We start from the raw sequence: 21,631 nt of genomic DNA on the forward strand, positions 1-21,631 counted from the left end.
CATGCGGAGGTCAGTGTGGCAGAGCAACTGGAGTTTTTCCCCATCCAGAGCCCGTGCCGGGGTATTTGTCAGGTAGATGAACGCGGATATTGCCGCGGGTGCATGCGCACCCGTGACGAGCGCTTTAACTGGCAAAACTTCAGCGACACGAAAAAACAGGAGGTGCTCCGGCTATGCCGGCAGCGACTTCTGCGCAAAATCCGCGCAAACAAAGCCGCTGAGACCGAAGAACCTCAGCAACCTTCACTGTTTTAACACGGTAATTGCGTATACTCATGACATCACGTCCTTGAGGAAAATGTTATGGTTCAGCGAATTACCCTTGCCCCCCAGGGGCCAGAATTCTCCCGTTTTGTGATGGGCTACTGGCGCCTGATGGACTGGAATATGTCCCCCCTCCAGCTGGCGAGCTTTATTGAAGAGCATATCGATTTAGGGGTCACGACCGTCGATCATGCGGATATTTACGGTGGCTACCTGTGTGAAGCTGCATTCGGCGAGGCGCTCAAGCTTGTTCCGGCACTCCGCGACCGTATGGAGATCGTCACGAAGTGTGGGATTGCCACCACCGCAAAACCTGAGCACGCCCTCGGCCATTACATCACCGACAGCGCGCATATCATTAAGAGCGCTGAGCAGTCGCTGGTCAATCTGGCGACGGATCGCATCGACCTGCTGCTGATTCACCGCCCAGACCCGCTGATGGACGCCGATGAGGTGGCGGAAGCGTTCCTACATCTGCATCAGAGTGGGAAAGTGCGTCACTTCGGCGTCTCAAACTTTACCCCGGCACAGTTTGCACTGCTTCAGTCTCGGCTGCCGTTTACCCTGGCCACTAACCAGGTGGAAATTTCCCCTGTCCATCAGCCGCTGCTGCTGGACGGTACGCTCGACCAGCTGCAACAGCTGCGTATTCGCCCGATGGCCTGGTCCTGCCTGGGAGGCGGACGCCTGTTTAATGATGAGGCGTTCCAGCCGTTGCGCAATGAACTGGAAACCATCGCCCGTGAGCTGAACGCGGAGAGCATTGAACAGGTGGTGTATGCGTGGATCCTGCGTCTGCCGTCAAAACCGCTGCCGATTATTGGCTCCGGAAAAATCGAACGCGTTCGTTCTGCACTGGCCGCGGAAGAGCTGGAGATGACACGTCAGCAGTGGTTCCGCATCCGCAAGGCCGCGCTGGGTTACGACGTGCCTTAAACCGCCATAATCTGACTTTCCGGTGAAATCTTTGCCTCTGGTATACACTTAAGGGGCAAAAAATAACCCGCGGAGGTCATATGAAGCGTTTTGCTCTGGCATTGGTCACGCTGGTTGTTTGCGCAGGAGCGCAGGCGGCCAGCGACGAAGTGGAAATGAATCTCGTCACCTCTCAGGGTGTGGGTCAGTCTATCGGGACGGTGAAAATCACTGAGACCGACAAGGGGCTGGAATTCGCGCCCAATCTCAAAGCACTCCCGCCCGGCGAACACGGCTTTCATGTTCATGCCAAAGGAAGCTGCCAGCCTGCCATGAAAGAGGGTAAACCGTCCGCGGCGGAAGCCGCCGGGGGGCATCTCGATCCGCAACATTCAGGCAAACATGAAGGGCCAGACGGTATGGGGCACCTTGGCGATCTGCCGGTGCTGGTGGTGAACAATGACGGTAAAGCCACCGATCCGGTCGTGGCCCCGCGCCTGAAAAAACTCGATGAAGTAAAAGGCAAAGCGCTGATGATCCATGTGGGCGGCGATAACATGTCCGATCAGCCTAAACCGCTTGGCGGCGGCGGGGCACGTTATGCCTGCGGCGTGATCTGATCTCCAATGGTGCCCGGTGGGGGAGCCTGTTCCAGCTGCGACAGCGAGCAGTGCAGGCGCCAGATGATTGAGGCTAAATCACGGGCTGCGGGAAGATGGTGATGCGCGAGGGTATCGCAGATCCGTTGCAGTTCAGCCAGCGTGACCTCCAGAGGCCGCTGCTGGACACCGCGTTCACTCATCACGTCGCGTAGCAGGGAAATGCAAACATCGCGCACCTGCGACAGCGGGTCGGACCGCGTTTCCCATGCGCGAAGCTGCCAGACCACATGCGAACAGTTCAACAGCACCACGCCCCAGCGCAGCAGCCAGCGGCGGGAAAGCGCGTCATGGCTGTTATTGAGCTGGCTGACATGGTGATACACCAGCGATTCATACTCGCTTTCACGCAGATGCGGTTTGCGGCTGAGCTGATCGACAAACCCTCTGCGTAATTCCCTGATATGTCGTCGGCTCTTACGTGCATCAGAGCCGGGACGTAATACCGCGAATGCGAGCCATGCCAGCCCCACGCCCAGGATCTTTGCCAGGTTATCATTGAGAAAATCGGCGTAATCATACACCGGCGGATTCGTCACGGAGATAAACGAGCCCATAAAGACAATCAACTGGCCCCACAGGCCCGCCAGTTTCGGCATTTGCAGCTTGAGGAGTTGCATCGTCGTTAACAGCGGAAACAGGAACAGCAGGAACTGCCAGAGATCGCTTATCTGCACCATCAGGCCAAACTTCACGGCGAAACTGAACAATGACAGGAGTACCAGCGTGCGCAGCAGTAGCGTAAGAGAGTTAAACGGCGAGGCCGCGACGGAGTAAAGCACGCAGCTGATGGCGGCAAGCGTCAGGGCCGCTGCACCAGATTCCCACTGCGTGGTGATGCTCCACGCCCCAACCAGCGTCAGCGCACAAAAGGTGCGAAAACCACTCCACAGCGCTTCCAGATAATCGGTATGTCGGGCGAGAGCCGGGCTGCCGGGGACATTAAATTCCGTTACCGGCGTGGCATTCTCGACGGCGTTAATCCAGCGGCTACTGCGCAGATATAACCGGCAAAAGTAATTCAGGCGCTGCCAGAATGCGCGATGGCGATAATCATACTCATCCGTCGGGGCGAGCGGGGCGATGATCTTCGCGACGGTGTAAATATCCGCGTCCGGACGCGCAAGCGTCGCGAGCAGCGTCTCAATGACGGCGCGGGTATTTTCAGGGGGCGTTGGCCAGTTGAGCAGCATCCGGCGCAGGCTGGAGATGGCGCTGGTCATACGCAGCTGCTGGTGCAGCAAATAGTTGAGCAGCGTGTTCTGACGACGAAAACGGTAATGACTCCAGAAAGCCTGTATGCGCAACAGGTTCATGGTCAGGATCTGCCCGATAACCTTTTCATGCGCGAGACGGATGTCATCACTGGTATCCGGTTGCCACAGCAGGCTTGCATGTTCCAGCAACCGGGTATGCATGGTCTTCAGCGCGGTAATCAGCGTCGTACCGTCGGAGGTGCTGGGCAGGATCATCATCATAAACCCGCCGCTGAGGATCCCGACAATCACCTCACAGACGCGCGCCTGTGCAATATCCCACAGTTCGGTGGTATCGAGCACATTGACGACCGGGAAGGCAATGATGGCCGCGGTATAGCCCGCTAACTGGAAAGCGTAGGCCACGTTATTGGTAAAATGGGCGCAGGCCCAGGTACAACATCCCAGCCACGCCGCCATGCTCAGCAGGAATAGCCACGGATCGTTCAGCGTATGCCCCGCGATAATTAACGCCGCGGTGGCGCCTAACAGACTCCCCGCGATGCGCCCAAGGCTTTTGCTGATCACTCCGCCAACTGTAGGGAAACTCACCACCGCGGCTGAGGTCATCGCCCAGTAGGGTTGGTCAAGATTCAGGTAATAGGCGACCGTCAGCGCCAGACACATGGCGATGCCATTACGCATCGCGTAGCGCCACTGAGGACGCGTCGCTTTCATCCACGGCGTGTTTTGCCAGGAGAGCGCCTGCAGCTTCATTAACGGCTTCCGATGGAGACGGTGCAGGTGGTGCCGGATACCAGCGTGATGCCCTCGGGTAAACGGTCAAACTCCACGCGCACAGGCACACGTTGAGCCAGGCGCACCCAGGGGACGTTCGGCTTTATGTCCGGTACGAGGCCGGAATCCGTTTCAACGCTTTGATCGTAAATGGCGCGACCGATGCTGGAGACGTGACCCTGTAACGTTTGCGAACCGCTGTAAAGGGTAATGGCCGCAGGTGAACCCTCGCGAATGTGGCGAAGCTTGGTCTCTTCAAAATAGCCCACCACGTAGAAGGAGTGGCTGTCGACAAGGGCAAAAACAGGCTGGCCGGTGGTGGCGTAGTTACCCACCCGGGCAGAGAGGTTAGTCACCCATCCATCTACAGGTGCGGTAATCACGGTTTGGGTCAGTTCCCACTGTGCCTGCTTAAGCGTCGCCTGGGCTACGTTGACGCTTGCCTGCATGGCCTTGACGTTAAGGTTGGCGGTATCCAAATCTTCCGCTGAGATGTAGTTTTGCGATAAGTGACGGCGGCGATTGGCTTCGTTATTGGCCTTCGCCAGGTCTGACTGGGCTTTCGCCAGCTGCGCCTGGGCATTCAGAACGGCAATATGGTAGGGGGTATCGTCGATACGGAACAGTTCCTCTCCCTTTTTAACATACTGGTTATCCTTCACCAGGAGCGTGGTAATACTTCCCGACACCTGCGGGGTGATGCTGACCTGCTCGGCGCGAACTTTGCCGTCACGCGTCCAGGGGGACTGCATATAAAAATTCCAGAGCCACCAGCCGGCGATCAGCGCGAGGACCAGGACAAACAGGGTGGAAAAGTACTTCAGCGTTTTCAGAGGCATATTCACCACACGGTCAAAACAGCAAGGCCCAGACTGACACAGAGGGCGAACAGGGAGAGATCCATCAACATGGGATGCCAGATTTCGCCGGAATACATCCAGTCGCGAAGCAGGCGGTGCGCAACGAGCCAGAGGATAAAGCCCACCAGCACGGCTTTAAACAGGGGAGGAAAGTAGACTGACGCACCGAAGATCAGGTCCTGGAGGGGTAAACCCTCTGAGCGATGAAAAAAGGTCACAAGCAGAGATCCTTTGCAGTGAACAGAATGCCACGTTGGCTTGTCTGAGTATAAAGAAGCATCAGAATTCAGTGTAAGTCATACTTTTGAGTTAGATGAATGCAGTATTGCATTTGTTTTGCCAAAACAAATGCTGCACACTATTCTAAAATCAGTATAATAACTTAGCAAGCTAATTATAAGGAGATGAAATTGGAATCGCCATTAGGTTCTGATCTGGCAAGGTTGGTACGCGTCTGGCGTGCTCTGATTGACCATCGCCTGAAACCTCTGGAATTGACACAGACGCATTGGGTCACGCTGCACAACATTCATCAGTTGCCGCCTGACCAGTCGCAAATTCAACTGGCAAAAGCGATAGGTATTGAGCAACCGTCGCTGGTGCGTACGCTTGATCAACTGGAAGAGAAGGGGCTGATCTCCCGGCAAACCTGCGCCAGCGATCGTCGCGCCAAGCGGATTAAACTCACCGAGAAAGCAGCGCCCATTATTACCGAAATGGAAGCTGTGATTACCAAAACGCGCGGTGAAATCCTTTCAGGCGTTTCACCGGCGGAGCTGGAAATGCTCATCAGCCTCATTGCTCGCCTTGAGCAGAACATCCACGAGCTGCAGTCTCGCGACTGATCAGACAACAAGGCCTTGCATCTGCAAGGCCTTTTTCCTATCTAAAGACAACGACGCGGTTTCGGCCAGTCTCTTTCGCTTCATACATCGCTTTATCGGCGCTTTCCACGCACTCTTCTGCGGCCACGGACGATGATGTTGCCGTAAACACACCCATGCTGATGGTAATGGGCTCCGGTAGCTGACCTTCGCTGGTGGTTTTATCAAAGCTGCTCAGCTTCAGCCGTATGCGTTCCGCCACCTGGCATGCTGCGTCTGAAGGGGTATTTGCCAGCATCAGGACAAACTCTTCACCACCGATACGCGCCGCGATGTCCTGCGGGCGCACGGAATCCACCAGCAGATTGGCGACAAACTGTAAGACTTTATCCCCCTGCAGGTGACCGTAGTTGTCGTTGATGCGCTTGAAGCGATCGAGATCGCTGACGATAACCGAAACAGGGCGGCTGGATTTTGCGACAGCCAGCGCCTGATTTAACGATTCATAAAAATAGCTGCGGTTATACAGGCGCGTAAGCGGATCGCGAATCGAATTCTGATACGACTGCTGATACTTTAAATGCGATTCACGGTACAAGCTGAAGACATCGCAGAGCAGAACAAAAATAATCAGCAGCGTGGCGACGGTTTCAAATAACCGGGCGCGATACCACGATATGTCTTCGGCATGCCCACCCAATAACAGCATTAAGAGCGTGACGATATAGCAGACACAAAGAAAATTACCGGTCACCCAGAACAGATTACGTACGCGCGTCATAAACATCAGCGTTGCTAATGTCACCACCCAGAAGACAATTAATGAAATATTAATGCTGTGGCTCCAGAGAACCATAAACTGCCGCGTTTCATTATCAACCAGGTCGAGGGATAAAAAATCAAAATGGCTGGAATACATCCACGCCACCATCACGCCACCGGCAGTAAAAAGAAATGTCGTGCTGACGATAGCGATATGCGTCAGCCTCGAAAGGGGCTGATTACGCAGGGGAAACAGCAGGGCCGAAGCGATGAACAGGACCGCCATGATGAGATGGCGGAACATATAGTAGATCATCGCATCGTTATAGTTCACGACGTTGAACTGGTAGAGATCCAGCCAGGCGGGAAAACTGGACAACGTTCCAATCATTAGCAATGCCGAACCGGCAAAGGCAAAAGCGATGGCAACCAGATACAGACGCCTCTTATCACACCAGTATTTCATTGCCATAAAACAGGCAATAAACAGGTGAAATACCAGTAGAAAAATGGTGAGCGTAGGGAACAACAGCGGCGAAAAGGAAGGAACCCATTCAACCAGTGTTGAAAATAAACCCTGTAATATTCCGATGACAACAACACAACCGAAACAGAACGAGAGATAACGACCTTTTACAGTAAGACGATTCGCAAGCATATAAATTTTTTTAAATAATTAAAAATGAATGAACAGGAGGTAATAGCGAAGAGTCTAATCAATTGAAACAATAATTACTTTGCGCAGAAACAATATACGGTGGGGTAAATAATGGGCGGGTGAATATGTTTTGTAAATATATTCATGAAAATGATATATATTGTAAAGGGATGTGGCCTGATAGCCACATCCCGTTTTAATTAACGTGGGGAAACGGTCACCTGGCTTCCGTTGCTTGCCAGCACGACACGCTGACCAGCAGAGAAACGGGTATTCCCCTGTTTCTGAACAACCATAATGGTGCTGCCGTCGTCTTTACGAATTTCCAGCTCAACACCCTGCGTTTTGTTCATTGCACCCTGAACGCCCTGGCCTGCAACACCACCCGCCACAGCGCCCGCAGCGGTAGCCAGAGAACGGCCTGTACCGCCGCCAACGGTATTCCCGAGGAAACCACCCAGAACAGCACCGCCGATTGCGCCCATAACGTTGTTGTCATCGCCACCCTGAATTTGTACAGGACGGGCGTTAACAACGGTACCGTAAGTCACGCTCTGAACCTGTTTTGCTTCAGAAGCGCTGTAAACGTCGCCAGACAGTGAGCTGTCATTCACACAGCCAGCCAGGGTTAAACCAATCAGCGAAACGCCCAGTACACGTACAATCATTTGAATCTCCTGTTCACCAAAAACGCCCAATTGGAGGCATCCGTTATGGCTAAATTATATGGCATAAGGGGCCATAGTTCATATCTTTGCACTAACAATAAGAAAATTGTACTTGAATTTGACTTAACGAGACATAAACAGGTTCTGCTCATGTCACCCGCATGACATTGTTAAAAAATATTATCGCTGGATGGCAAAGCCGTGCTGTTTATGGTTGAGTGGATAACCTTAGCCCACGCAACGTAAGGAAAGCGCATGAAATCGGGTCGCTACATTGGTGTGATGTCGGGCACCAGTCTGGATGGGGTAGATGTCGTTCTGGCCGCCATTGATGAACGTATGGTCGCTCAGCAGGCGAGCCTGACCTGGCCCATTCCCATTTCACTGAAAGAGGATATTCTGAGTATCTGTCAGGGGCAGCAATTGACGCTCTCTCAGCTAGGGCAACTTGACGTCCGCCTGGGAGCACTGTTTGCTGATGCGGTACAGGCGTTAATGCAAAAAGAAAATCTTCGACCGCAGGATGTGGTTGCCATCGGATGCCATGGACAGACCGTCTGGCATGAGCCGGTTGGTGATGCGCCGCATACGATGCAAATCGGTGATAACAACCAGATTGTGGCGAAGACGGGCGTCACGGTCGTCGGCGATTTCCGTCGTCGCGATATTGCGCTTGGCGGCCAGGGGGCACCGCTGGTGCCGGCGTTCCATCAGGCGCTACTGGCACACCCTTCAGAACGCCGGATGGTGCTGAATATCGGCGGAATTGCCAACCTGTCAATGCTCATTCCCGGGCAGCCTGTCCGCGGCTACGATACCGGTCCAGGTAATATGTTAATGGATGCCTGGATCTGGCGGCAGTGCGGGCAACCCTATGATAAAAACGCCGAGTGGGCGAGCGAGGGTAAAGTGATTCTCCCGCTGTTGCAGTCGATGCTCAGCGATCCCTACTTTGCTTTACCGGCGCCGAAAAGCACGGGGCGTGAATACTTCAACGTTGGCTGGCTTGAACGTCAGCTGGCGCCATTCCCGGCACTGGCTCCGCAGGATGTGCAGACGACGCTTGCCGAATTAACGGCGGTGTCGATCTCTGAGCAGGTACTTCTCAGCGGCGGATGCGAACGTCTGCTGGTGTGCGGCGGTGGAGGCCGAAATCCGCTGGTGATGGCGCGTCTGGCCGCGTTACTGCCGGGTACGGAAGTGACCACGACAGACGAGGCGGGTATCAGTGGGGATGATATGGAAGCGCTGGCTTTCGCCTGGCTTGCCTGGCGCACCATCGCCGGGCTTCCGGGTAATTTACCGTCGGTGACCGGCGCGCGCGAGGCCAGCGTCCTCGGGGCGATTTACCCGGCAAATCCTCGTCATAATCAGAGTTAACTGAAATTCAGCGCGGCGTCTCGTCGTTAGAATGGAATGAAACAGGAGGGCAGCCATGCCCTCCAGGACCAGGAAAGTCTTCGGAATACGCCCATGAAAAAAATTCTTCTTATTGTCGCGCCTTTATTGCTGTCAGGATGCAGCGTCTACAACCAGTTCCTTGAGCGTATGCAGACCGATACGCTGGAGTATCGCTGCGATGAAAAACCGCTGACCGTGAAGCTGAATAATCCACGTCAGGAAGCCAGTTTTGTTTATGACAATAAACTGCTGACCCTCAAGCAGGGCATGTCGGCCTCCGGGGCACGTTATTCCGACGGTATCTACGTCTTCTGGTCGAAAGGGGATAGCGCCACGGTCTACAAACGCGACCGCATCGTGCTGAACAATTGCCAGCTTGAAAATCCGAAGCGTTGAGATTTTTACAGGGGCGGCGCACAATAGCGCCACCCAATCTCAACGTCAGCTAACGCCATGTCAGATAACGACGAACTGCAGCAAATTGCGCATCTGCGCCGTGAATACACCAAAGGCGGCCTGCGTCGCCAGGATCTTCCCGCTGAACCCCTCGTGCTTTTTGAACGCTGGCTGAAACAGGCCTGTGAAGCGAAACTGGCCGACCCAACGGCCATGGTTGTCGCAACGGTAGATGAAAACGGTCAACCGTATCAGCGCATCGTCCTGCTCAAGCATTATGATGAGAAAGGGCTGGTGTTTTATACCAACCTCGGCAGCCGCAAAGCGCACCATTTAGAAAACAATCCGCGCATCAGCCTGCTGTTCCCCTGGCACATGCTGGAACGTCAGGTCATGGTCACCGGCAAAGCGGAACGTCTCTCGACCCTTGAGGTGGTGAAATATTTCCACAGCCGTCCGCGTGACAGCCAGATTGGTGCCTGGGTTTCAAAACAGTCCAGCCGAATCTCTGCACGCGGTGTCCTGGAGAGCAAGTTCCTGGAACTGAAACAGAAGTTCCAGCAGGGGGAAATCCCACTGCCAAGCTTCTGGGGCGGCTTCCGCATCCCGATTGAGCAGATTGAGTTCTGGCAGGGCGGTGAACATCGCCTGCACGACCGCTTTTTATACCAGCGCGAGAATGGCGGCTGGAAAATCGACAGACTGGCACCGTAATCCCCGAAATTTGTTGATTTAAGCGCTAGCGCACACCGCGCTTGCGCTTTATTCTATGGTCCTTTCGCATCAGGCGAAAAGTCGTGTACCGGCAAAGGTGCAGTCGTTTATACATGGAGAATTTGATGGCAAGCAGTAACTTGATTAAACAATTGCAAGAGCGGGGCCTCGTGGCCCAGGTGACGGACGAGGAAGCGTTAGCAGAGCGACTGGCGCAAGGCCCGATCGCGCTCTATTGCGGCTTCGATCCCACCGCTGACAGCTTGCATTTGGGGCATCTTGTTCCATTGTTATGCCTGAAACGCTTCCAGATGGCGGGCCATAAGCCTGTTGCTCTGGTGGGTGGTGCAACCGGTCTGATTGGTGACCCAAGCTTTAAAGCCGCTGAGCGTAAACTGAATACCGAAGATACCGTGCAGGAGTGGGTGGATAAGATCCGCAAACAGGTTGCACCGTTCCTTGACTTCAACTGCGGCGATAACGCTGCCATTGCTGCCAACAACTATGACTGGTTTGGCAGCATGAACGTGCTGACCTTCCTGCGTGATATTGGCAAGCACTTCTCTGTTAACCAGATGATTAACAAAGAAGCGGTGAAGCAGCGCCTGAACCGTGACGATCAGGGTATCTCCTTTACCGAGTTCTCCTATAACCTGCTGCAGGGCTATGACTTTGCTTGCCTGAACAAACTGCATGGCGTTTCCCTGCAGATTGGTGGTTCTGACCAGTGGGGTAACATCACGTCCGGTATCGATCTGACCCGTCGCCTGCACCAGAACCAGGTCTTCGGCCTGACGGTTCCACTGATCACCAAAGCAGATGGCACCAAATTCGGTAAAACGGAAGGCGGCGCGGTGTGGCTGGATCCGAAGAAAACCAGTCCGTACAAATTCTACCAGTTCTGGATCAACACGGCGGACGCCGATGTTTACCGCTTCCTGAAGTTCTTCACCTTCATGGATATTGCAGACATCAATGCGCTGGAAGAAGAAGACAAAAACAGCGGTAAAGCACCGCGTGCACAGTATGTGCTGGCCGATGAAGTGACCAAACTGGTTCACGGTGAAGAAGGTCTGGCGGCGGCGAAACGCATTACGGCAAGCCTGTTCAACGGTACGCTGAGCGATCTGAGCGAAGCGGACTTCGAACAGCTGGCGCAGGACGGCGTGCCGATGGTTGAGATGGAAAAAGGGGCTGACCTGATGCAGGCGCTGGTGGACTCCGAGCTGCAGCCGTCTCGCGGACAGGCGCGTAAAACCATCGCGTCTAACGCGATCACCATCAACGGTGAGAAACAGGCTGACCCGGAATACACCTTCGTTGACGGCGACCGTCTGTATGGACGCTACACGCTGCTGCGCCGCGGTAAGAAAAATTACTGCCTTGTTTGCTGGAAATAATTAACAGTCTCCAGGGGCGTGGGAAACCACGCCCTTTTTGTTTTTTCAGGGTTTGGTAAGAAAAAGATGAAGAACATCCTCGCCATTCAGTCCCACGTTGTTTTTGGCCATGCGGGCAACAGTGCAGCGGAATTCCCGATGCGCCGCCTCGGTGCTAACGTCTGGCCCCTCAACACCGTGCAGTTTTCCAACCACACGCAGTATGGTAAATGGGCCGGCTGCGTGATGCCGCCCTCGCACCTCACCGAGGTGGTTCAGGGCATTGCGGATATTGACCAGCTCAAACGCTGTGACGCCGTTCTGAGCGGTTATCTGGGCTCAGCCGAGCAGGGGGAGCACATCCTTGGCATTGTGCGTCAGGTGAAAGCAGCGAACCCGGCGGCAAAATACTTCTGCGACCCCGTCATGGGACACCCGGAGAAAGGCTGTATCGTAGCGCCCGGTGTTGCAGAGTTTCACGTTCGCCATGCGCTGCCTGCCAGCGATATCATTGCGCCAAACCTTATTGAGCTGGAGATCCTCTGCGAGCACCCGGTTAACAGCGTAGAAGAGGCGGTAAGCGCGTCTCGCGAGCTGATAGCCCAGGGGCCAGAGATTGTACTGGTAAAACATCTCGCCCGCGCCGGGCTGAGCCAGTCGCGTTTTGAGATGCTGCTGGTGACGAAAGATGACGCCTGGCATATTAGCCGTCCGCTGGTGGATTTTGGCCTGCGTCAGCCAGTGGGAGTGGGGGATGTGACCAGCGGTCTGCTGCTGGTGAAACTGCTGCAGGGTGCAACGGTCAGAGACGCGCTTGAGCATGTGACTGCGGCGGTGTACGAAATCATGATTGCGACGAAAGAGATGCAGGAATATGAACTTCAGGTCGTCGCGGCACAGGATCGTATTGCGAAGCCGGAGCACTATTTCAGCGCCACCCGGCTTTAAACGATGCCGGGTGGCGCTGCGCTTACCCGGCCTACAAAACTCGTAGGCCCGTGCAAGCGAAGCGCCGCCGGGCGATATTAGCTAAGACCTTCCGCTTTCAGCGCCGCAGCAACAGCAGGGCGCTCCGCCATACGGGTCATATACGATGTAATATGGTCTAACCCTTCCATATTGAGCTTAACCGCCCGCGCCCAGCGCAGCACGGTAAACAGATAGGCATCGGCAATCGTGAAACGGGAACCACAAATCCACTGATCGTCTTTCAGCGACGCGTTTACATACTGCAGCTTTTTCTCAAGAAGCGCGCGCAGGGTCGGTTTGTACTCTTCCGGCGTATCCGGGCGGAACAGGGGAGTAAAGCCTTTATGTAACTCGGTAGCGATATAGTTTAACCACTCCAGGGTCTTATAACGTGCAATGCTGCCGGTGGGGGCAAGAAGCTGGCGATCCGGTACGTTGTCCGCCAGGAATTGCATGATGGCAACGCCTTCTGTCAGCAGAGTTCCGTCATCCAGCAACAGCGCTGGAACTTGTCCCTTCGGGTTAATGGCAAGGAAATCATCGCCATTCTCCAGACGCTTTTTCATCAGATCAACGCCATCGAGCGTGAAATCTTTGCCGCTCTCGCGCAGGGTGATATGGGAAGCAAGAGAGCACGCGCCCGGTTTGTAGAACAGTTTCATCGGTAACTCCTTTTTGCTGAGGTTTCAGCTATGTTAGTGCGCGAACAGGCAAAAAAAAAGCCGCTAATGCATTAGCGGCTTCTCAACAGTCGTTTCTCAATAATCTTACGCAGTCGCGGTTTCGCTTGCCTTGGCCGTCTTGTCGTCGTCCTGAGTCATACGATTCAGTTTCGGCGCGGTCAGCAGCATCAGAACTGCAATCACCGCTGTCGCGATACCAATCTGCATGAACACGGTGCCGTAGACATTCAGGGAGACCAGTGGGTCAGTGACGTTTTCCGGCACGGCCATCAGGTTCGCAATCTTACCTGCGATAATTGCTGCACCGGCAGTGGTCAGGAACCAGCTACCCATAATGAAGCCCATCAGACGCTGTGGAACCAGCTGTGCCACCATCGCCAGGCCCAGACCGGAGATCATCAGTTCGCCGATAGACTGCAGCGCATAGCTCAGAATCAGCCAGTTTACGGAGACGATACCGGCGTCGGTCGCAAATTTCGTACCCAGCGGCAGCACCAGGAACGCACCGGAGCACAGCACCATACCAATCGCAAACTTGTGCGGCATTGGCAGACGGTCGCCCATCTTGTTATAGATAGCTGCCAGAATCGGGCTGCCAATCATAATCCAGAACGGGTTCAGTGCCTGATACTGCTCCGGCTCAAACGCGATACCCAGGATAGAGTGCTCAACGTTACGAATGGCGAAGAAGTTCAGAGAGGTTGGCATCTGGCTGTACAGTACGAAGAAGATAATCGCTTCCAGCATCAGAATGAAGGCCACAATCATCTTACGGCGCGCAGCACCCTGCATCGCGAACGCTTCTTTTGCGAAGATGACCACGATACCCAGCGCAACCACGCCCAGCACCGCACGTGCGATACCCTGGTTATGCAGCAGCCAGGTGGCGATTGCCGCCAGAATCACAACGCCCACGATGGTCGCCAGCAGTTTGCCCATATGGACGGGTTCGAAATCGGGTTTTGAACCGTAGTCTTTGACCCAGTTGCGGCAGAACAAGAAGTTCACTACGGTGATCAGCATACCCACGAAGCTCAGCGCAAAGGCCACGCTCCAGCCGAATTTAGCGGCCAGCCATGGTGTTGCCAGCATGGAGAAGAATGAACCGATGTTGATGGACATGTAGTACATGGTGAATGCACCGTCCAGACGTGGGTCATCTTTGCTGTAACAGGTAGAGAGCAGGGAAGACGGGTTCGCTTTAAACAATCCGTTACCGACCGCAATGGTCGCCATACCCATATACACCACTGCGGCGTCATGGCCAGACCATGCGACCAGACCATAGCCAATAGCCAGAACAATGGCGCCCAGCATGATGACACGTTTGGTGCCGAGAACTTTATCACCCAGCCAGCCGCCGATAGCAACCAGGCCGTACACGAGGGCACTGAAGGAGGAGAACAGCGTGATGGAATCGGCTTCGGACATACCCAGCTGTTTTACCAGGTAAACCGCCATGATCCCTTGCAGGCCGTAGTAACCAAAACGCTCCCATAACTCGATAGAGAAGATGAGATAAAACGCTTTCGGTTGTTTAAAAGCGTTAAGACTCACGCTTTCATCTGTTGGTTTATTGTTTGCAGTCGACACATATACCTCTTTTTTTACATCCCATATTAACGGGGGTGTTCATAGCGTGATGGCCGTAGTCCATCCGCCTTATAGTTATATTGGGAGGAGAAACGGCGGGTAATGTTCACTATCCTGACCCGTCTGGCAATACGTTTGTAATAATCTGTTACATTTATCTGGGGTGGTATAATCGTCGGTTCATGCAAATGTTATTCAGCGTTAAATTTCATACGGTGAGTAAAGGTAGTTTTTTCAACTGGTATTCCCCCTCCCCGATCGGCTTTTGGCGATATGTTCTGCTATTTGCCGTTTGTGGCAGTGATATAGCCCATATTCTGAAAAATAGCTGGTCTTATCTTCCGGTTCTGATCGGTTATATCTTGTCTGGCAAAGGCTTTGGGATGATTTTGACAACAAAAAATCAACATGAAGTTATCAGAGTGATCGCGATCACAGATGTATAGAAATTTTTGGCTATGAAAAAAGTATTAACCTGTTTGAGCGTTAACGCGCCGAACAAGTGACAAGTCAGCAGGGGCAAGAGGCGGATGATTTATGGTCAGGAGAGGGACGTTTGGAAGGCCTTCTCCTGATGTGGGATTGTGATTGTTCAGACCAGCAATTCAGGGATAAACTTTTTCTTTGTATTCACAGAGGTCTTCAATAATGCAGGAGCCGCAACGAGGTTTACGGGCGATGCAGGTATAACGGCCGTGCAAAATCAGCCAGTGATGGCAGTCAACCTTGAATTCGGCGGGCACCACTTTTAACAGCTTCTCTTCAACCTGCTCAACGTTTTTACCGGGGGCGAAGTTGGTGCGGTTAGAAACACGGAAGATATGCGTATCCACGGCGATCGTCGGCCAGCCGAACGCCGTATTAAGCACCACGTTCGCGGTTTTGCGTCCTACACCCGGCAACGCTTCCAGCGCTGCGCGGTCTTCCGGCACCTCACCGCCGTGCTGTTCCAGCAAGATCCGGCAGGTTTTAATCACATTCTCTGCTTTGCTGTTAAACAATCCGATGGTTTTGATATAAGACTTCACGCCTTCCACGCCGAGCTCAAGCATCGCTTTTGGCGTATTAGCGACCGGATAGAGCAGGGCGGTCGCTTTATTGACGCTCACATCGGTAGCCTGTGCAGAGAGCAACACGGCGATCAGCAGCTCAAACGGGGAGGTAAAATTCAGCTCCGTCGTCGGATGCGGGTTCTCGTCCCGCAGACGGGTCAGGATCGCAATGCGCTTTTCTTTATTCATGAGGCCTTCTCGGGTATCCCTTCCTGGACGCTACGCTCTGCTGCGCGGCGCTTACGTTTTTCATCAATCAGGTATTTTACTGCCAGCATCATGCCAAGGCCAATAAACGCGCCAGGTGGCAGCATCGCCAGCAGGAATGGCGTATCAGTATGGAACACCTCGATACGTAGCGATTTGGCCCAGCCGCCCAGCAGCGCATCGGCACCGTCAAACAGCGTCCCGTTGCCGAGGATCTCGCGCAGTGAGCCGAGCACGAACATCGCACCGGTCGCACCCATACCAATTGAAAAACCATCCAGCGCCGACATGGCCGGACTGTTTTTCACGGCGAAGGCTTCCGCACGCCCGACCACAATACAGTTGGTCACGATCAGAGGGATAAAAATTCCGAGCGACTGATACAGACCGAAGGCGTAGGCGTTAATCAGCATCTGGACGATACTGACCACCGACGCAATGATCATAACGTAAATCGGAATACGGATTTCCGACGGGGTCCAGCGGCGCAGGGCGGAGATGGAGAGGTTGGTCAGAGTCAGTACCAGCGTTGTTGCCAGACCGAGACCGAGCGCATTAGTGGCCGTTGACGTCACGGCCAGCAGTGGGCACATCCCCAGCAGCTGAACCAGCGCGGAGTTGTTCTTCCACAGTCCCTGGACAATAACCTCTTTAACCTGGCTCATGATCACTCTCCACAGGCCGCAAGATTGTTGATTTGCGCGGGCAGCGTTTCAGCATACAGCCCGGCCCGTTTTACGGCGTTCACCACCGCGCGCGGCGTGATGGTCGCGCCCGTGAACTGGTCAAACTCGCCGCCGTCTTTTTTCACCGCAAACGCGGTGTCACCTTCGCCATGAATCACTTTACCAGCGAAAGCTAAAATCCAGTTGCTCAGACGGGTTTCAATTTTATCGCCCAGGCCCGGCGTTTCATGATGTTGCGTCACGCGGGTGCCCAGTATGGTGCCGGAGAAATCGCTGCCGACGAGCAGCTGAATGGCGCCGGAATAGCCGTCGGGCGCCGTCGCCTCCATTACCGCGCCAACCGGTTTATCCCCTTTGCGGGCGATAAACAGGCGGTGTGGGCCTTTTCCAAGCTGCGGCGCGTCTACCACGAAGCAGCTCTTTTGCAGGTCATTATCGTAAAAATCCGACGGGATCACCTGATCGAACAGCGCTTTTTGCTGCTTCACCGCCTGTTCATCAATGGTCGATTTGGTCAGCTCATTCACCAGCGCCGTCATTCCGGTGAGTACGGCGGCGAAAACGGCCAGCGTGACGCCATGTTTTTGCATTGTTTTCAGCATCGCGACACCCTTAACGATGGCCGTACACGCGCGGGCGCGTGTAATAGTCGATGAGTGGAACGGTGATGTTGGCGAGCAGGACGGCAAACGCCACCCCGTCCGGATAACCGCCAAAGCTACGGATGAGCCAGACCAGCAGTCCTGCCAGCGCACCGAAGATCAAGCGACCACGGTTAGTCGTAGACGCCGTCACCGGATCGGTCAGGATAAAGAACGCGCCAAGCATCGTTGCACCGGAGAGCAAATGCATCTGCGGGCTGGCCAGCGACTCAGGGGAGAAGACCCAGCCAAGGGTGGCACAAACCGCCAGCGTCACGAGGAAGCTGACCGGAATATGCCAGCGGATGGCCTTCTGCTGCAGCAGGAACAGGCCACCCAGCAGATACGCCAGGTTAACCCACTGCCAGCCTGCGCCCGCGAGCATACCGCTGTAGATGGCGGATTTCATGATTTGCTCGACGCTGTGCCCGGCATGCAGGGACGTTTTGAACGTATCGAGCGGCGTCGCCTGGCTGATGCCGTCCACGCCCATACGCAGCGCGTTCATATCCGCGCCGAGCGCCGTATGGCCGGTAAAGATCACGTGCAGGGCATCCATAAAGCCTGGCACCGTGGCGGCAATGTCATGCGGTGGCAGCCAGCTGGTCATCTGTACCGGGAAGGAGATCAGCAGCACCACATAGCCGATCATCGCCGGGTTAAACGGGTTATGGCCGAGCCCGCCATACAGCTGTTTGGCAATAATCACGGCAAAAACGGTACCGAGGACGACCATCCACCACGGGGCAAACGGCGGAATACTGATGGCCAGCAGCAGGCCGGTCAGCAGCGCGGAGTTGTCGGCAAGAATGCGGGAGACCGTCATCTTGCGAAGCTTCAGCACCAGCGCCTCTGCCGCTACGGCGCTGATACAGCCCAGGGCTATCTGGAACAGGGTTCCCCAGCCGAAAAACCAGCACTGAACGGCAATACCCGGCAGCGCGGCCAGGCAAACCAGCATCATAATACGCGATGTCTGACGCTGATTATGGGTGTAAGGGGAACTTGCGATTCTGAAAACCATTTAATCCTCGTTAACGGCTTGCTGTGCGGCTTTCTTCGCCTGAACGCGCGCAATTGTGGCAGCGACGGCGGCCTTGCGCGGGTCATCATTAGCGGCCTGCGGCTGCTCTTCCTGCTGCGCTGCTTTACGCGCTTTGGCGCGGGCTATCGCCGCTTCAACGGCAGCTTTACGCGGCTCAACCGGTGCTTCTGGTTCTGCTGCAGGTGCCTGCTGCGCCGCTTTACGCGCTTTGGCGCGGGCAATCGCGGCTTCAACGGCGGCTTTACGCGGATCAACCGGTGCTTCTGGTTCTGCTGCAGGTGCCTGCTGCGCTGCTTTACGCGCTTTGGCGCGGGCAATTGCGGCTTCAACAGCGGCTTTACGCGGATCGACCGCGTCCTGTTCAACCATCACCTGCTGATCCCCGGCCTTACGGGCTTTGGCACGGGCAATCGCCGCCTCGACAGCGGCTTTGCGTGGATCGACCTCCCCATCCGGTTGCGCTGTTTGCGCTTTTTCTGCCTGACGTGCGCGAGCCGCAGCCTTGCGTGCTTCACGCGCGGCGATGGCTTCACTGTTGTCAGGCTTCTCACCTGCAGGGATCACCACCGTCTGGGCAGCATTGGCTTTTTTCTCGCGAACGCGTGCCAGGGCGGCGTTAATGGCATCCTGATCTTTTTCGCCAGGCTGGACGGCGGCCTGCTTATGACGCTCCTGACGGGCCGCTTTTTCACGTTCCAGCCGCGCCTGACGTGCTTCAAAGCGCGCTTTGGCTTCTGCTGCACGTTTTTCTTCCATGGAGATGGCATAAATTTCGGCCTTCTCCTGGCGGAAGTATTGCACCAGCGGAATATTGCTTGGGCAGACCCAGGCGCAGGCGCCGCATTCGATGCAGTCGGCCAGGTTATGTGCTTTGGCTTTATCGTGTAGCTGGCCTTTGCTGTACCAGTAAAGTTGCTGCGGGAGCAGATCCGCCGGACAGGCATCGGCACAGGCGCTACAGCGGATGCAGCCTTTCTCTTCCTGCACTTCGCCCATCTCGGTGGAAGAGGGAGCAAGCAGGCAGTTCGTGATTTTGACTACCGGGACATCCAGCCATGGCAGGGTAAAGCCCATCAGAGGGCCACCCATGATCACCATCTGATCGGTACCCGGGCAGAATTCAGCCTGCTCCAGCAAATGACGCACCGGCGTACCGAGGCGCGCCCAGACGTTACCCGGACGGGAGACCGATTCGCCAGTCAGCGTCACGACTCGTTCGGTTAACGGCTCGCCGTCAATTACCGCACGTTTCACGGCATAAGCTGTGCCGACGTTTTGCATCAGCACGCCGATATCCGAAGAACGTCCGCCGTGCGGCACTTGCTTCCCGGTGAGGATTTGCGTCAGCTGTTTTGCGCCGCCAGACGGGTACTTGGTTGGAATAACGCGCAGGGCGATATCATGGCTACCCGCCAGCACGGCGCGCAGCATGGAGATAGCCTGCGGTTTATTGTCTTCGATACCAATCAGCACTTCTCGCGGCTGCAAAATATGCGCGAGGATACGGATGCCTTCCACTACCTGAGCGGCGCAATCCTGCATCAGACGATCGTCGGCGGTGATATACGGCTCGCACTCTGCGGCATTGATAATCAGCGTCTGGATTTTATCGCTACCGCCGCGCAGCTTGACGCCGGTAGGGAAGCCGGCGCCGCCCAGCCCGGCAACGCCGAACTGGTGAATGCGCTCGATAAGCGCTTCGCGGCTCTGGCTGCGGTAGTCGCTCCAGCCGTCACGTTCGATCCAGCGATCTTCGCCGTCGGCTTCAATGATCACGCTCAGCTCTGAAAGTGCCGACGGATGCGCCACCGTATGAGGGGCAATCGCGATCACTTTACCGGACGTTGGGGCGTGTACAGGCAGCATACGTCCGCGACCAAAGGTCAGCGGCTGACCGCGAAGGACGGTATCACCTTCTTTTACGCACAGCTCACCTTCCGCGCCGATATGCTGCTTGAGCGGCATGACGTAACGCGTCGCCAGCGGAATCTGGCGCAGCGGCGTGCCGTTAGACTGGGTTTTCATCTCCGGCGGATGAATACCGCCGTCAAAGTCCCAGATCTTCTCTTTTCTGAAAGCAGAAAATAACTTAAGCATGTTGTTCCACAGGAATGTTGCGAACCGGAATGGTTTGAAGATCCCACTTCCAGCTTTCGGTAGTCGCTTCAACCGGGCGCAGCGTAATACATTGCGTCGGGCAGGGGGCTACGCAGAGGTTACAGCCGGTGCACAGATCCGCCACGACGGTGTGCATGGCGCGGGTGGCACCCACAATGGCGTCAACCGGGCAGGCCTGAATACATTTAGTGCAGCCGATGCAATTTGCCTCGTCGATCACGGCGAGGGCGCGGACCGGCTCCTGCACATCCGCATCGCCATCAACGGGCTGTGGGTCAACGTTAAGCAGGGCCGCAATTTTCAGCATCACCGCTTCGCCGCCGGGCGCACAGCGGTTAATTTTCTCACCCTGAATGCCCACCGCTTCAGCGTAAGGGCGACAGCCAGGGTAGCCGCACTGCCCACACTGGCTTTGCGGCAGAAGCTCATCAATTTTTTCTACGACGGGATCGTCCTCTACCGCGAAACGGCGGGAGGCGTAACCGAGGATAAGGCCAAACGCTAACCCCAGGACGCTAATAGAGGCGATGGCAATCCAGATAGCATTCATTACAACTTCACCAGACCACTGAAGCCCATAAAGGCCAGAGACATTAAACCCGCGGTGACCAGCGCAATCGCGTTACCGCGGAAAGGCGCAGGGATATCCGCAGCGGCCAGACGTTCGCGAATCGAGGCGAACAGGACCATTACGAACGAGAAACCGACGGCGGCGGAAAAACCGTACAGCGCCGACTGCATAAAGTTATGGCCAAGGTTGATGTTCAACAGCGCCACGCCGAGTACCGCGCAGTTGGTGGTGATCAGCGGCAGGAAGATACCGAGGAGGCGATAGAGCGCCGGACTGGTTTTACGCACCACCATTTCGGTAAATTGCACAACAACGGCAATGACCAGAATAAAGGCCAGCGTACGGAGGTAGATTAACCCCAGCGGGATGAGGATCCAGGTATCTATCAACCAGGCGCAAATCGATGCCATCGTCATGACGAAGGTGGTTGCCAGCCCCATGCCCATCGCCGTTTCCAGCTTTTTGGAAACGCCCATAAACGGGCACAGGCCAAGGAACTTCACCAGAACGAAGTTGTTAACCAGCACAGTGCCGACAAAGAGCAGTAAGTAATCGGTCATTATTTAGCCTGA

The 21,631-nt window shown here is 55.2% G+C and carries 23 protein-coding genes; 9 read left to right on the top strand and 14 right to left on the bottom strand.

Annotated elements, in window-relative coordinates; translation table 11 throughout:
- The first annotated feature begins 15 nt into the window (after nt 1-15).
- From L3068_RS09550 to sodC, 3 genes are all read left to right on the top strand, one after another.
- The gene (locus L3068_RS09550) at nt 16-255 is read left to right on the top strand and encodes a DUF1289 domain-containing protein (RefSeq protein WP_045135104.1); all 240 of its coding nucleotides are present in this window, start codon (nt 16-18) and stop codon (nt 253-255) included.
- A 48-nt stretch (nt 256-303) separates the two neighbouring features.
- Entirely contained in the window at nt 304-1,200 is an 897-nt protein-coding gene (locus L3068_RS09555; RefSeq protein ID WP_014883563.1) for an aldo/keto reductase, read from the top strand.
- A gap of 80 nt (nt 1,201-1,280) precedes the next feature.
- On the top strand, nt 1,281-1,799 hold the full coding sequence (sodC, locus tag L3068_RS09560; RefSeq protein WP_014883564.1) for a superoxide dismutase [Cu-Zn] SodC: 519 nt from the start codon (nt 1,281-1,283) through the stop codon (nt 1,797-1,799).
- Here the strand turns inward: sodC and L3068_RS09565 are convergent.
- Genes L3068_RS09565 through L3068_RS09575 form a run of 3 tightly spaced genes read right to left on the bottom strand, consistent with a single transcriptional unit; the run spans nt 1,778 to nt 4,910 of the window.
- The gene (locus L3068_RS09565; RefSeq protein ID WP_117581512.1) at nt 1,778-3,811 is read right to left on the bottom strand and encodes an FUSC family protein; all 2,034 of its coding nucleotides are present in this window, start codon (nt 3,809-3,811) and stop codon (nt 1,778-1,780) included. The genes sodC and L3068_RS09565 overlap by 22 nt on opposite strands.
- On the bottom strand, nt 3,811-4,671 hold the full coding sequence (locus tag L3068_RS09570) for an efflux RND transporter periplasmic adaptor subunit (RefSeq protein WP_014883566.1): 861 nt from the start codon (nt 4,669-4,671) through the stop codon (nt 3,811-3,813). The genes L3068_RS09565 and L3068_RS09570 overlap by 1 nt, the downstream gene beginning before the upstream one ends.
- Before the next feature lie 2 nt (nt 4,672-4,673).
- Entirely contained in the window at nt 4,674-4,910 is a 237-nt protein-coding gene (locus tag L3068_RS09575; protein WP_014883567.1) for a DUF1656 domain-containing protein, read from the bottom strand.
- 186 nt (nt 4,911-5,096) lie between these two features.
- Here L3068_RS09575 and slyA point away from each other — a divergent pair, with 186 nt between their 5' ends.
- Nucleotides 5,097-5,537, top strand: coding sequence for a transcriptional regulator SlyA (gene slyA / locus L3068_RS09580; RefSeq protein WP_021241135.1), 441 nt, complete (start codon nt 5,097-5,099; stop codon nt 5,535-5,537).
- A gap of 37 nt (nt 5,538-5,574) precedes the next feature.
- On the opposite strand, the gene L3068_RS09585 is transcribed toward slyA, so the two are convergent.
- Together L3068_RS09585 and slyB are read right to left on the bottom strand one after the other, a co-directional pair.
- A complete protein-coding gene (locus L3068_RS09585) occupies nt 5,575-6,936 on the bottom strand; it encodes a sensor domain-containing diguanylate cyclase (protein WP_117581510.1) in 1,362 nt (453 codons plus the stop codon).
- Nucleotides 6,937-7,136: 200 nt separating this feature from the next.
- On the bottom strand, nt 7,137-7,604 hold the full coding sequence (gene slyB / locus L3068_RS09590) for an outer membrane lipoprotein SlyB (RefSeq protein WP_014883569.1): 468 nt from the start codon (nt 7,602-7,604) through the stop codon (nt 7,137-7,139).
- 255 nt (nt 7,605-7,859) lie between these two features.
- Here slyB and anmK point away from each other — a divergent pair, with 255 nt between their 5' ends.
- The 5 genes from anmK (at nt 7,860) to pdxY (ending at nt 12,442) form a co-directional block, all read left to right on the top strand.
- Complete coding sequence (gene anmK / locus L3068_RS09595; protein WP_117581508.1) at nt 7,860-8,984, top strand: anhydro-N-acetylmuramic acid kinase; 1,125 nt, start codon at nt 7,860-7,862, stop codon at nt 8,982-8,984.
- A 93-nt stretch (nt 8,985-9,077) separates the two neighbouring features.
- Nucleotides 9,078-9,401: a C-type lysozyme inhibitor gene (gene mliC, locus L3068_RS09600; protein WP_014883571.1), complete on the top strand. Its 324-nt coding sequence runs from the start codon at nt 9,078-9,080 to the stop codon at nt 9,399-9,401.
- Between the two features lie 57 nt (nt 9,402-9,458).
- Nucleotides 9,459-10,115 carry a pyridoxamine 5'-phosphate oxidase gene (gene pdxH, locus L3068_RS09605; RefSeq protein ID WP_008500575.1) on the top strand — a complete coding sequence of 219 codons (657 nt, stop codon included), beginning with the start codon at nt 9,459-9,461 and terminating at the stop codon, nt 10,113-10,115.
- Nucleotides 10,116-10,240: 125 nt separating this feature from the next.
- Nucleotides 10,241-11,515: a tyrosine--tRNA ligase gene (gene tyrS / locus L3068_RS09610; protein ID WP_014883572.1), complete on the top strand. Its 1,275-nt coding sequence runs from the start codon at nt 10,241-10,243 to the stop codon at nt 11,513-11,515.
- A 66-nt stretch (nt 11,516-11,581) separates the two neighbouring features.
- Nucleotides 11,582-12,442 carry a pyridoxal kinase PdxY gene (pdxY, locus tag L3068_RS09615; RefSeq protein WP_014883573.1) on the top strand — a complete coding sequence of 287 codons (861 nt, stop codon included), beginning with the start codon at nt 11,582-11,584 and terminating at the stop codon, nt 12,440-12,442.
- Between the two features lie 77 nt (nt 12,443-12,519).
- Here pdxY and gstA read toward each other — a convergent pair whose 3' ends face one another.
- The 9 genes from gstA to rsxA all read right to left on the bottom strand — a co-directional run bounded on the left by gstA (nt 12,520) and on the right by rsxA (nt 21,619).
- Nucleotides 12,520-13,125, bottom strand: a complete 606-nt coding sequence (gene gstA, locus L3068_RS09620; protein WP_014883574.1) for a glutathione transferase GstA — start codon at nt 13,123-13,125, stop codon at nt 12,520-12,522.
- 105 nt (nt 13,126-13,230) lie between these two features.
- Nucleotides 13,231-14,739, bottom strand: coding sequence for a dipeptide/tripeptide permease DtpA (dtpA, locus tag L3068_RS09625; protein ID WP_014883575.1), 1,509 nt, complete (start codon nt 14,737-14,739; stop codon nt 13,231-13,233).
- 605 nt (nt 14,740-15,344) lie between these two features.
- Entirely contained in the window at nt 15,345-15,980 is a 636-nt protein-coding gene (nth, locus tag L3068_RS09630) for an endonuclease III (RefSeq protein WP_008500570.1), read from the bottom strand.
- Nucleotides 15,977-16,663, bottom strand: coding sequence for an electron transport complex subunit E (locus L3068_RS09635; RefSeq protein ID WP_023337188.1), 687 nt, complete (start codon nt 16,661-16,663; stop codon nt 15,977-15,979). Before L3068_RS09635 ends, nth begins: the two co-directional genes overlap by 4 nt.
- A gap of 2 nt (nt 16,664-16,665) precedes the next feature.
- A complete protein-coding gene (rsxG, locus tag L3068_RS09640) occupies nt 16,666-17,286 on the bottom strand; it encodes an electron transport complex subunit RsxG (RefSeq protein ID WP_048996073.1) in 621 nt (206 codons plus the stop codon).
- A gap of 10 nt (nt 17,287-17,296) precedes the next feature.
- Complete coding sequence (gene rsxD, locus L3068_RS09645; protein WP_023332821.1) at nt 17,297-18,349, bottom strand: electron transport complex subunit RsxD; 1,053 nt, start codon at nt 18,347-18,349, stop codon at nt 17,297-17,299.
- The gene (gene rsxC / locus L3068_RS09650; RefSeq protein WP_117581506.1) at nt 18,350-20,467 is read right to left on the bottom strand and encodes an electron transport complex subunit RsxC; all 2,118 of its coding nucleotides are present in this window, start codon (nt 20,465-20,467) and stop codon (nt 18,350-18,352) included.
- Complete coding sequence (gene rsxB / locus L3068_RS09655; RefSeq protein ID WP_023337191.1) at nt 20,460-21,038, bottom strand: electron transport complex subunit RsxB; 579 nt, start codon at nt 21,036-21,038, stop codon at nt 20,460-20,462. The genes rsxC and rsxB overlap by 8 nt, the downstream gene beginning before the upstream one ends.
- Nucleotides 21,038-21,619 (bottom strand): electron transport complex subunit RsxA, encoded by a 582-nt coding sequence (gene rsxA / locus L3068_RS09660; RefSeq protein WP_014883581.1) that lies wholly within the window; start codon nt 21,617-21,619, stop codon nt 21,038-21,040. The genes rsxB and rsxA overlap by 1 nt, the downstream gene beginning before the upstream one ends.
- Between the last annotated feature and the right edge of the window lie 12 nt (nt 21,620-21,631).

The organism is Enterobacter cloacae complex sp. ECL414 (genome assembly GCF_021869685.1).
In the GTDB taxonomy this organism is placed as follows: Bacteria; Pseudomonadota; Gammaproteobacteria; order Enterobacterales; family Enterobacteriaceae; genus Enterobacter; species Enterobacter kobei.

Bases quoted from the DNA above. Each gene is read 5' to 3' on its own strand.
- nth (WP_008500570.1), bottom strand. From the start codon at position 15,980: ATGAATAAAGAAAAGCGCATTGCGATCCTGACCCGTCTGCGGGACGAG.
- slyB (WP_014883569.1), bottom strand. From the start codon at position 7,604: ATGATTGTACGTGTACTGGGCGTTTCGCTGATTGGTTTAACCCTGGCT.
- L3068_RS09635 (WP_023337188.1), bottom strand. From the start codon at position 16,663: ATGAGCCAGGTTAAAGAGGTTATTGTCCAGGGACTGTGGAAGAACAAC.
- L3068_RS09565 (WP_117581512.1), bottom strand. From the start codon at position 3,811: ATGAAGCTGCAGGCGCTCTCCTGGCAAAACACGCCGTGGATGAAAGCG.
- mliC (WP_014883571.1), top strand. From the start codon at position 9,078: ATGAAAAAAATTCTTCTTATTGTCGCGCCTTTATTGCTGTCAGGATGC.
- rsxA (WP_014883581.1), bottom strand. From the start codon at position 21,619: ATGACCGATTACTTACTGCTCTTTGTCGGCACTGTGCTGGTTAACAAC.
- pdxY (WP_014883573.1), top strand. From the start codon at position 11,582: ATGAAGAACATCCTCGCCATTCAGTCCCACGTTGTTTTTGGCCATGCG.
- L3068_RS09555 (WP_014883563.1), top strand. From the start codon at position 304: ATGGTTCAGCGAATTACCCTTGCCCCCCAGGGGCCAGAATTCTCCCGT.
- rsxB (WP_023337191.1), bottom strand. From the start codon at position 21,038: ATGAATGCTATCTGGATTGCCATCGCCTCTATTAGCGTCCTGGGGTTA.
- gstA (WP_014883574.1), bottom strand. From the start codon at position 13,125: ATGAAACTGTTCTACAAACCGGGCGCGTGCTCTCTTGCTTCCCATATC.
- slyA (WP_021241135.1), top strand. From the start codon at position 5,097: ATGAAATTGGAATCGCCATTAGGTTCTGATCTGGCAAGGTTGGTACGC.
- rsxD (WP_023332821.1), bottom strand. From the start codon at position 18,349: ATGGTTTTCAGAATCGCAAGTTCCCCTTACACCCATAATCAGCGTCAG.
- L3068_RS09570 (WP_014883566.1), bottom strand. From the start codon at position 4,671: ATGCCTCTGAAAACGCTGAAGTACTTTTCCACCCTGTTTGTCCTGGTC.
- sodC (WP_014883564.1), top strand. From the start codon at position 1,281: ATGAAGCGTTTTGCTCTGGCATTGGTCACGCTGGTTGTTTGCGCAGGA.
- L3068_RS09585 (WP_117581510.1), bottom strand. From the start codon at position 6,936: ATGCTTGCGAATCGTCTTACTGTAAAAGGTCGTTATCTCTCGTTCTGT.
- rsxG (WP_048996073.1), bottom strand. From the start codon at position 17,286: ATGCTGAAAACAATGCAAAAACATGGCGTCACGCTGGCCGTTTTCGCC.
- pdxH (WP_008500575.1), top strand. From the start codon at position 9,459: ATGTCAGATAACGACGAACTGCAGCAAATTGCGCATCTGCGCCGTGAA.
- rsxC (WP_117581506.1), bottom strand. From the start codon at position 20,467: ATGCTTAAGTTATTTTCTGCTTTCAGAAAAGAGAAGATCTGGGACTTT.
- anmK (WP_117581508.1), top strand. From the start codon at position 7,860: ATGAAATCGGGTCGCTACATTGGTGTGATGTCGGGCACCAGTCTGGAT.
- tyrS (WP_014883572.1), top strand. From the start codon at position 10,241: ATGGCAAGCAGTAACTTGATTAAACAATTGCAAGAGCGGGGCCTCGTG.